This is a genomic window from Roseibium sp., assembly GCF_025698965.1.
In the GTDB taxonomy this organism is placed as follows: domain Bacteria; phylum Pseudomonadota; class Alphaproteobacteria; order Rhizobiales; family Stappiaceae; genus Roseibium.
In genome coordinates, this window is sequence record NZ_JAILWL010000304.1 from 1 (window position 1) to 8,071 (window position 8,071).

General features: G+C 49.6%; 9 protein-coding genes and 2 pseudogenes. 8 read left to right on the top strand and 3 right to left on the bottom strand.

Annotated elements, in window-relative coordinates:
* Positions 1-325: 325 nt before the first annotated feature.
* The 4 genes from K5905_RS21600 (at position 326) to K5905_RS21615 (ending at position 3,226) form a co-directional block, all read left to right on the top strand.
* On the top strand, positions 326-883 hold the full coding sequence (locus K5905_RS21600; protein ID WP_297587593.1) for a polysaccharide biosynthesis/export family protein: 558 nt from the start codon (positions 326-328) through the stop codon (positions 881-883).
* Between the two features lie 251 nt (positions 884-1,134).
* On the top strand, positions 1,135-1,674 hold the full coding sequence (locus K5905_RS21605) for a hypothetical protein (protein WP_297587595.1): 540 nt from the start codon (positions 1,135-1,137) through the stop codon (positions 1,672-1,674).
* Positions 1,643-2,638: an IS30 family transposase gene (locus K5905_RS21610; RefSeq protein WP_297587597.1), complete on the top strand. Its 996-nt coding sequence runs from the start codon at positions 1,643-1,645 to the stop codon at positions 2,636-2,638. The genes K5905_RS21605 and K5905_RS21610 overlap by 32 nt, the downstream gene beginning before the upstream one ends.
* Positions 2,639-2,716: 78 nt before the next feature.
* A complete protein-coding gene (locus K5905_RS21615; protein ID WP_297587599.1) occupies positions 2,717-3,226 on the top strand; it encodes a hypothetical protein in 510 nt (169 codons plus the stop codon).
* Positions 3,227-3,530: 304 nt separating this feature from the next.
* Here the strand turns inward: K5905_RS21615 and K5905_RS21620 are convergent, their stop codons facing one another.
* The gene (locus K5905_RS21620) at positions 3,531-4,277 is read right to left on the bottom strand and encodes a methyltransferase domain-containing protein (protein ID WP_297587601.1); all 747 of its coding nucleotides are present in this window, start codon (positions 4,275-4,277) and stop codon (positions 3,531-3,533) included.
* Between the two features lie 152 nt (positions 4,278-4,429).
* Positions 4,430-4,738, bottom strand: a pseudogene (locus K5905_RS21625) (GFA family protein); the annotation flags it as partial.
* Positions 4,739-4,810: 72 nt separating this feature from the next.
* Between K5905_RS21625 and K5905_RS21630 the strand changes: the two are divergent.
* Positions 4,811-5,386: a carboxymuconolactone decarboxylase family protein gene (locus K5905_RS21630; protein WP_297587603.1), complete on the top strand. Its 576-nt coding sequence runs from the start codon at positions 4,811-4,813 to the stop codon at positions 5,384-5,386.
* A 162-nt stretch (positions 5,387-5,548) separates the two neighbouring features.
* Here the strand turns inward: K5905_RS21630 and plsY are convergent, their stop codons facing one another.
* Complete coding sequence (gene plsY / locus K5905_RS21635) at positions 5,549-6,199, bottom strand: glycerol-3-phosphate 1-O-acyltransferase PlsY (RefSeq protein WP_297587605.1); 651 nt, start codon at positions 6,197-6,199, stop codon at positions 5,549-5,551.
* 230 nt (positions 6,200-6,429) lie between these two features.
* Here plsY and K5905_RS21640 point away from each other — a divergent pair, with 230 nt between their 5' ends.
* The 3 genes and pseudogenes from K5905_RS21640 (at position 6,430) to K5905_RS21650 (ending at position 8,035) form a co-directional block, all read left to right on the top strand.
* Positions 6,430-6,885: a VOC family protein gene (locus tag K5905_RS21640; RefSeq protein WP_297587607.1), complete on the top strand. Its 456-nt coding sequence runs from the start codon at positions 6,430-6,432 to the stop codon at positions 6,883-6,885.
* Between the two features lie 27 nt (positions 6,886-6,912).
* Positions 6,913-7,461 (top strand): annotated as a pseudogene (locus K5905_RS21645) (GrpB family protein).
* A gap of 61 nt (positions 7,462-7,522) precedes the next feature.
* Positions 7,523-8,035, top strand: a complete 513-nt coding sequence (locus K5905_RS21650; protein ID WP_297587609.1) for a GrpB family protein — start codon at positions 7,523-7,525, stop codon at positions 8,033-8,035.
* Positions 8,036-8,071: the final 36 nt, after the last annotated feature.

Here is an 8,071-nt window from a genome sequence, read left to right on the forward strand (position 1 = left end):
GGTGATTGCCGGCGCCTCCTACAGCGGCCGCTACGGCGAGGGAACAGCCATTCATGGCTTCCACGCACGCCTCAATGCCAGGTTTTAGAAGAAGTCGAGGGGGGAAAGAAACGCTGTGTGCCTTTGCCGAGACTTAAGTCATGGTGAAAATTTTGTTTGGGCTGGAAAAATATCTACGCAAAAGCTGGAAATTTCTCAAACCAGGCCATTGGGTATCAGTTTGTATTGCGTCGCACGTCCTTTGAGAAAAAAGGAATTGAGGAACAGAAGATGTAGTGCAACAGAAATTAGGTCAATGGGATACCAATTCTATAGAGAGTTGTAGATGTACATGAAAGCACTTCTTGTGCCTGCTCTTTTTCTGAGTTTTGCCGCATGCAGCGGATACAAACAGCCGCCGACCGCATTTCATGAAACACTGACACGACCCTATCTCCTGGATGCCAGCGACAGGCTACGCATTATTGTGTTTGGCCAGGATGATCTTTCCAACACTTACGTCATTGATCAGGCCGGATATATTTCTTTTCCGCTCGTCGGTAATGTTGCTGCTCGAGGTAAGACGCAATGGGGGTTAGCCGCGGAAATTGCAGCCAAGTTAAGACAGGGTTTCATCCGTGATCCGGATGTCTCGGTTGAAGTAGACACCTACCGGCCAGTTTTCATCATGGGCGAAGTTAAAAATGCAGGGCAATACAACTACGTTTCCGGGATGACTGTTCAGAATGCAATTGCGACGGCAGGCGGTTTCAGTTTGCGCGCGCAGCAGGCGGACGTCGATATCACCCGACAGATCAACGGCGAAATTCTAAACGGCCGTGTGCCTATTTCGGACCCGCTCCGTCCTGGAGACACTGTTTATGTTCGGGAACGCTATTATTAGAGGCCACGAAAGTCGCTAGAGAGCCAAGCACGGTATGCCGATACTCTTCTGCCAATTGCCATTCGACTCGTTGGAAATAACCTGAGTGATCAAATCCCAATTTCGAATTCAAGCTAAAGAGCCGCCATTTTTTGATGGAGAATCTATGATTGTGAGGCAGTGCGTTGTTGGTAATTACGTGCATAAATTATATGTGCATTTTATGATTGTAGAGTTGAAGTAACTGTAAGTGATTGATTGGAAACTGGATGATGATCAAAACTGCGAAGAAAATTCTGTGTCTTTCAAGCTCGCTTGTGATGGTTGTGACGCCGGCCATGTCAGTTGAATGTGGCCCGACGAAATCAGAAGTTTTCAAACACAGTGAAGGCGAAACAAAATTAATGGCCTCAAAGCGAGGAGAGCATCCAACAGTTTTTTATCGTTCTGATCTCGATGTAAATACTGACGGGACTTCGCGTTCCTATCATCCTGACGATCCGCGTGGAGAACGGATCGCCCTCAACAATATGGGTAATGCAATCTCAGAAGCATGGAATGCAGATGGAGACAAAGTAACCTGTGATGGTGGGGATGCGCGGAATAGGCAGGGCAATTGCTTTGACGAATTCATCTTGGCGTTTGAGGGAGCTCGTGACGTAAAATATCACCCTCAAAAATTCCCAAAATTCAAAACTAAATGGATTATTCCATGGGCGGCACATTCTATTCCGAACTGCAACAAAGGCGCTAAGCTGCCTACTTTTCGGGAGCCCTGTTTTGAGCCGAACCTTTTCCCATTTGAGTTTTGACGAACGTCGAACGATCTCCAGGATGCTGGATCAGAAGTTCAGTCAGTCCGAGATTGCCAGGCGCCTCGGCCGCGACCGTGCAACGATCTCCCGTGAGATCCGGCGCAACTATTGGCATGACAGCGAGTTTGCAGATGCTGAAGGTTACTGGGCGATGACGGCCAACGACATGGCACGCGACCGGCGCCGGCGCATTGGCAAGCTCCACCGTCTTGCGGATCTGAGAACCGCGGTCGTCAGCAAGCTCATTGATGGCTGGTCGCCTGAGCAGATAGCCGGACGCCTGAAGGTTGAGCCTGGAGCCAAGATTGGGATTTGCCACGAGACAATCTATCGCTACGTCTATTCTCCCGAAGGTCAGCAACAAAAGCTGGCGCGTCTACTTCCCGAGCGGCGCAAGAAGCGGCGTTCGAGATACACCCGCAAACCTCAGAACCCGATCTTTCCCATAGAACGATCGATCAAATTCCGGCCGGATTCAGTCAACGATCGCAATGAGTTCGGTCATTGGGAGGCTGACCTGATGATCTTCCAAAAGCTTCACGGTGAAGCCAATGTGGCGACAGTCATTGAGAGGAAAAGTCGGTTTACAGTCCTGTTCAAGAACAATGACCGGCAGTCCAAGCCGATCATGGATCAACTTATCAATGTGCTCAGCCCCTTGCCTAGGCACGCAAGACAAAGTCTCACTTTTGACCGCGGCTTTGAGTTTGTTTCCTGGAGAAAATTGAAGAAAGGAATGGGGTCTGAAGTCTGGTTCTGTGATCCTTCCGCACCGTGGCAAAAAGGCTCGGTTGAGAATATGAACAGGCGGATCCGGCGCTATCTGCCGCGGGATACCGCTGTTTTGTCGATTCCCGAGCAAACGATACGGTCATTGATTGAGCAGATGAACAACACGCCGCGAAAGTGCCTTGGTTATCAAACGCCTGCGGAGATATTCAGGCGGGAAGTCAACGACTGACTGCTTTGAGCCCTGCTTGGACATTTGAATAGCAGTCAGTTAAGGCTTCTTCCAGCCGCTGAACTTGGAAGATCCCCAATGCAAAAAAAAGAGATTTTTCGTCGTTTGAGCTTCGTACCTATTTCAATTGAGGTTAGAGATCACGCAGCTTTAGCAACACCACATGCATTTTTCCGGGGTGAAGATGCAGTTCTTCAGTTTTGTGCTGCGACCCCGGGCGCCAACACTGCAAACCAGATAGAGTTCAGTGATTGTAAAAGAATGCGAATTGGCGACCCTAATGACGAGGGCTTTTATTCAGACGGGATCGAAAGGTACAATTCGAGTATTTATAACGCGGTGAATTTTCCGAATCTCGAGTTTTATCAGGGCTTCTTTGAAGTATTTGGCACTTCAATCGATGAGTTGGAGTCGCTTCATGAAGGGCTTATCAGAAACCCCTGTAACTTCTATTCGGATCCGCAAAAAACACGACACTTCTTGTTTTTTATGAAAGATGCAACTTTCGAGTGTTTTGCCGCCGGTTACGAGGAAATCGGTTTAGTTCCGCTCTCTTCATTAAAAGCAAATACAGCAGAGTTTACCTAACGGCCTATAAGCCACATGGCAGTTTTGTCCGCATAGCGTTCTTTCAACAACGCATCGCCATCCGCCCCCGGACAGGTTTAGCAACCCTGACCAGCACACCTGACCGGGGGCTGATCTCCCTGCCCTGTGGCGAACCCAAAGCCGTTGTTGCATTTACATTAGAAGTCACACGGGGTACGTTCCATTCCCGCCAGCGTTACGATGCCCTCATATCGGCAGCAATGTTTTGAGCCGCACTCCAATCCCTGTGAGCTTTTCATCAAATGACATCTTTGAGCCGTAAGCAGCCTTCCGTAAAGCAAACTCACTTTTTGGCCAACAGTGTAAAGGAGCCAGGAATGGTCGGGTCTAACCAATCGGGATGCTCATCGAGTCTTTCAATCATGAACCCTGCCTTCACGACGGCAGTCACAATCTCGCCCATCGTCCAAAACCTATAGCTACATATTCCGAGACGCTCGCCACCAATTACCGGACTTGGAACATCTGCTTCAAACAAGTCTGTATGGAAGTAATGTTGCGGTCCTTCAGGCCAGTACAACTTGCGTTGGACTGGGTGGAATTCATTCAAGAGCAGCGTGCCACCATCGTCTGCGAGACCATGCATCACTTTAAAAAAGAGGTCCAGATTTTGGTGGTAATGAAGAATGCCGAGTTCAAGCACCAAAATATCGAACTGTCGATTTCGACCAGGTTCATTCGCTTTCAGAACATCAGAGAGCACATATTCAATCTCAACCCCGGCCGAGGCCGCAAGTTCAAAAGCATAGCGCCTGTTTTCCTCTGAGAAGTCGATTACAACGACGTTGGCGCCAAGATGACCAAACGCGACGGCAACGCGTCCGTGAGAACCCTGTACACTACAGAGGCGTTTGTCAGCGACCGGACCTAGATATGGCAATAAACGCCGCAAAACATGCTTCGGATCGGATGTGATCCTTTGTGCCTCCGCCTCCGGTCTACCAAATGCAGACACCCACGCTTCATATCGTCGAGCGTTCCATGCACGGCGGTTCGCCTTTGTTCTGTCGTCAAATATCTTACTTGCCATCGTTCGACATTATCCCGCCTCTGCACGACTGCAAATTGCGCACAACCCACCTTCAACTCTGTCTCAGCAACAGCGTCTGGGAAGGCTCAGCAACTCAAAAAAACGACTGACTTTCCGACTTTCTGGCCGCTTCTAATCCACTTAGGAGCTTGCTACTGACGTTCGAATGCCATCATCTGAGATATTGTGCCAAGCCAACTTGCTGCAGACCGCGCCCAAAACTGGCGTCTTGGAACAAGCGATTTACCGCCTTCTATTGTCCCGACACGAATGCCAAGTTTTCGGGGTGCCTGGTCGTTAGAAGTTGCATAAATTGGTGTGCCGCATCTCGGACAAAACGTTTGCTTTCTTTCGTTCCCACTTTCGGAAATTTTCACATAAACGCGCGGACTACCTGACAAGAGTTTGAATTCTTCCTCCGCGACAGGAACAACCACTCGAAACGAAGACCCAGAGAGTTTCTGACAATCGGTTCAGTGACAAATTCTGGTCTTTTCAGGATCGATCGTGGCCTCGTAAGTGATATCTCCACAGTGGCAACTGCCATTAACGTGCATGTTCGTGCTCCTAACAGTATAGCGAGTATGGTATTGCTCAATCTGTGCGACCAAACAATGCCTTGGTTGGACTGCACCTTTATTTTTAAGCAAATGCAGGATCCTGAAATGATAGAACGTCTTGATTATGTTGCTATAAATGGAGCGGCTATTGGAAGCCTGGCACAGGCTAAAGACAAGATGCCATCGATTGACAGGAAACTCCGTGCAATCGTCGAACTACGTGTCTCCCAGATAAACGGTTGCGTTTATTGCGTCGACCTGCACAGCAAACAGGCAAGAGCTGCCGGCGAAACGCAACAAAGACTGGACTGCCTTCCTGTTTGGCAGGAATGCCCGTTTTTTGATGAAAGTGAGCGCGCTGCCTTTGCCTGGGCTGAAGCCGTTACACTGCTCCCGCAGAGTAAAGCACCAGTTGCGCTTTTCGATGCTTTGAAACTGCATTTTTCGGACGAACAAATCGTTGATTTAACGATGATAATTGCTCAGATGAATGCTTGGAACAGATTGGCAGTCAGCTTTGGTCATTTGCCGGACAAACGACCAGATTGAAGTGTCTGCTCAGGCACTTAGTTCAACGTGCACTGGTCTAGAATTCAATGGTCGCAGAGACACTTCAACAATCCAGGGCACCGTTGAAATGAGAGATTCAACATCCCTGCCCCACCATATGCGCTGGAGCACCCTGTTTAAGGCTGTCCCTGATCGCTGATCTTATTGCAAAGATCGGCCTATGCTCGGTTCTTTGCCTGTCATCAGGCGCTGAATGTTGGCTCGATGAAGCACAATCACATAGATACCACCCGCGATGACCAGCAAGCGGTAGGGAAACGGTTGTTCGAGAACGCAGACAAGAACAATGGCCGTCAAAGCCGCCAACATGGAACTGAGGGAAACAATACGGAAAGAGGCTAGCACCAACCCGAATACGGCTGCGGCTCCCAGACCTACCGGCCAGGACATGGCAAGCAAAACGCCTAGTCCGGTGGCGGCGGATTTCCCTCCTGAAAATTTCAACCAGATCGACCGGCTGTGTCCCAAAAGGGCCGCAAGTCCTGCAAGGCATATACCCCAGGAAATCCACGCCTGTGAGTTCGTTGCAGCCTCCGGCGAGACCGGCAACAGGTTCAAGAACCAGCGGGCAAAGACGACGGCGAACACCCCTTTCAGAACGTCTACAAAAAGCACACCAGCCGCCGGCCATTTTCCCAATGTCCTCAGAACGTTGGTCGCGCCAACGGATTTGGATCCGTGCTCCCGGATATCGATGTCGCCGAGCAGTCTGCCTGCAACATAACCTGTTGGGATCGAACCAATGAAATAGGCGACTGCAGCTGCCAAAAGGCACGCGACCCAAAATGCCATCAATAGCTCCTCACGTTCTTTTCTGACAACCAGCTTCTGCCGGTCGGTTGATTTTGGTTATCTACGTCCAACTCTTCTTCTGGTCAAAACTTTCGGCAGATATTACTTTTCCGCCCTCGCCTTCCTTGCAAAGCTCAAACCCTCGTGTTTGTCGAAAGACAGCTTGGTGAACTTGAGGCGAACGCAGATCAAGTGCTTCTGCATAGGATAACAACGGAGTGTCGGCTGGTATGAAATTCAAGCATGTCAGTATCGTTGCCCGCAATGCCGATGATCTGTCCAGGTTCTACAAGACGGTGTTCGGGTGTTGGGACTTGCGACTACCTAGGAAACTGTCAGGCGAAAAGATCTATCGTGGCAACGGATTGCAGGGCGTCGATATCTATTCTGTCTGGCTGTCAATGCCGGGAGTGGAGGGTCCGTTTCTGGAACTGCTCCAGTATGATCAAATTCACGAAAGACTGCTGCCAAAGGTGAATGAGCCAGGTTATGGACATCTGTCTTTTGAAGTAGCAGATATTCAATCAGCTATCGCCTCAATCCTTGAGGCCGGAGGACAACAGCTAGGTGAGATCACGAATTTCGGCACCACCAGTATACCGGTCTTGTTGATCTATATGCGTGACCCAGAAGGCAACATCCTGGAGCTGGAGCAGAGTAGCGACAATGATTTTGTCCGAAGTTGATTGCCGCAACAGCCGAACGGATACTCCATGAGTCCAGAGCCCATTGAGATAGAGAACTGGTCCCCTCATTGGAGACCTTCATTCCAGGAAAAATCCGCGGCAATTCGCCGGGTTCTTGGTGACCGTGCCCTTCGTATTGACCACATCGGTTCAACTTCGATCGATAAGCTAGCCGCCAAACCGATTATAGACATCTAGGTCTCTGTGGCTGAATTTGATCCGTTTGACCCGATAGTTAAGGCGATGATGGCGATTGGATATCTGTGGCGGTCTGACAATCCGGACCTTGCAAAGCGCTATTTTCGTGAACAACCGGGAAGTGAGCGCACCCATATCCATATCCGTCGTTCAGGAAGTTGGCATGAACAGTGGGCGCTTCTGTTCAGGGACTTTATGCGAGCACATCCAAAGGAAAAAGAAGCCTATGCGGATCTAAAACGCACTTTGGCGCATCGCCATCGCCAGGACAGAGCTGCGTATACAATTGGAAAAGATGACTATTTCTGGCATGTGATACGCCAGGCAGATCGATGGGCGACTAAGACTGGTTGGGTTCCGCCAATTTCTGACGCATAACAATTCTCATAGGTTCAATCGAAACAGAATTGAGCCACCATGCTTCTCTGATTGCAAACCGATGACGCTTACCAGTAAAATAACGGCCTATGACGCGACCTGGCCGGATATGTTCATCGCCGAACGAGAACTCATTGCGAACGGCTTTTCAAACGAACTCATTGCAATTCATCATGTTGGCAGCACAGCAGTCCCAGGATTAGCGGCGAAACCCGAAATCGATCTCCTGGTGGAAGTACCAAACCATCGGAATGAACCCCAAATCGAGGTATTTTTGCGTTCCTGCGGATACGTTAGAGGCAAAGACCTGTCGCCGGAGCATCACTTTTACCGGAAAGATATCAACGGCGTTCGCACCCACAAGGTGCATGTCTGTTCCTCCGGTCATCGCCAGATTTCAAGGATGTTGCTCTTTCGGGATTTACTTCGCAAAGACGAAGAATTGAGGCAACGCTATCAGGTATTCAAACTTAAACTGGAGGCAGAAAACACGGATGGAATTGGCGAATATCTGGCCCGAAAAGCTCCGTTCATTGATGCCATTCTGTCGGGTTCAGGACGTACCGTATCCTAGCTGTTTTCGGCTTGAAAGATGTAGCGCTTCGTCAAA

Excerpts from the sequence above, each read along its gene's own strand:
- K5905_RS21620 (WP_297587601.1), bottom strand. The coding sequence starts at position 4,277 with ATGGCAAGTAAGATATTTGACGACAGAACAAAGGCGAACCGCCGTGCA.
- K5905_RS21650 (WP_297587609.1), top strand. The coding sequence starts at position 7,523 with ATGACGCTTACCAGTAAAATAACGGCCTATGACGCGACCTGGCCGGAT.
- K5905_RS21600 (WP_297587593.1), top strand. The coding sequence starts at position 326 with ATGTACATGAAAGCACTTCTTGTGCCTGCTCTTTTTCTGAGTTTTGCC.
- K5905_RS21640 (WP_297587607.1), top strand. The coding sequence starts at position 6,430 with ATGAAATTCAAGCATGTCAGTATCGTTGCCCGCAATGCCGATGATCTG.
- K5905_RS21615 (WP_297587599.1), top strand. The coding sequence starts at position 2,717 with ATGCAAAAAAAAGAGATTTTTCGTCGTTTGAGCTTCGTACCTATTTCA.
- K5905_RS21605 (WP_297587595.1), top strand. The coding sequence starts at position 1,135 with ATGATCAAAACTGCGAAGAAAATTCTGTGTCTTTCAAGCTCGCTTGTG.
- plsY (WP_297587605.1), bottom strand. The coding sequence starts at position 6,199 with ATGGCATTTTGGGTCGCGTGCCTTTTGGCAGCTGCAGTCGCCTATTTC.